This window comes from Aquabacterium sp. A08 (assembly GCF_011742065.1).
Genome location: NZ_JAAQQT010000219.1, coordinates 1 through 260, shown reverse-complemented (window position 1 = coordinate 260; position 260 = coordinate 1). Strand labels below are relative to the sequence as shown.

Annotated in this window: 1 protein-coding gene; it reads right to left on the bottom strand. The window is 67.7% G+C overall.

What is annotated here, in order from left to right; all coding sequences use genetic code 11:
• Window positions 1-260 (bottom strand): hypothetical protein (locus HA630_RS26825; protein WP_166831989.1); only part of this gene is annotated, 260 nt, incomplete at both ends.

The following is a 260-nucleotide window of genomic DNA, read 5'->3' as shown; positions in this document are numbered from 1 at the left end:
CCGCGCTTCAGGTTCCAGATGTCGTCGTCGCTCATGTGCGCCACCAGCTCCAGCGCCTTGGGGTCGCGGCCGAAGAAGTGCTTGCGCACGTAGGCGCCGTCGTTGGCCTTGAAGGCCTGGTAGTCGCCGTCCAGCGTCTCCATCATGATCTTGCGCAGGGCGCCGTCCTTGTCGCGCGCCAGCAGCGGGTCCCAGCCCGAGCCCCACAGCAGCTTGATCACGTTCCAGCCGGCCCCGCGGAACTCGCCTTCCAGCTCCTG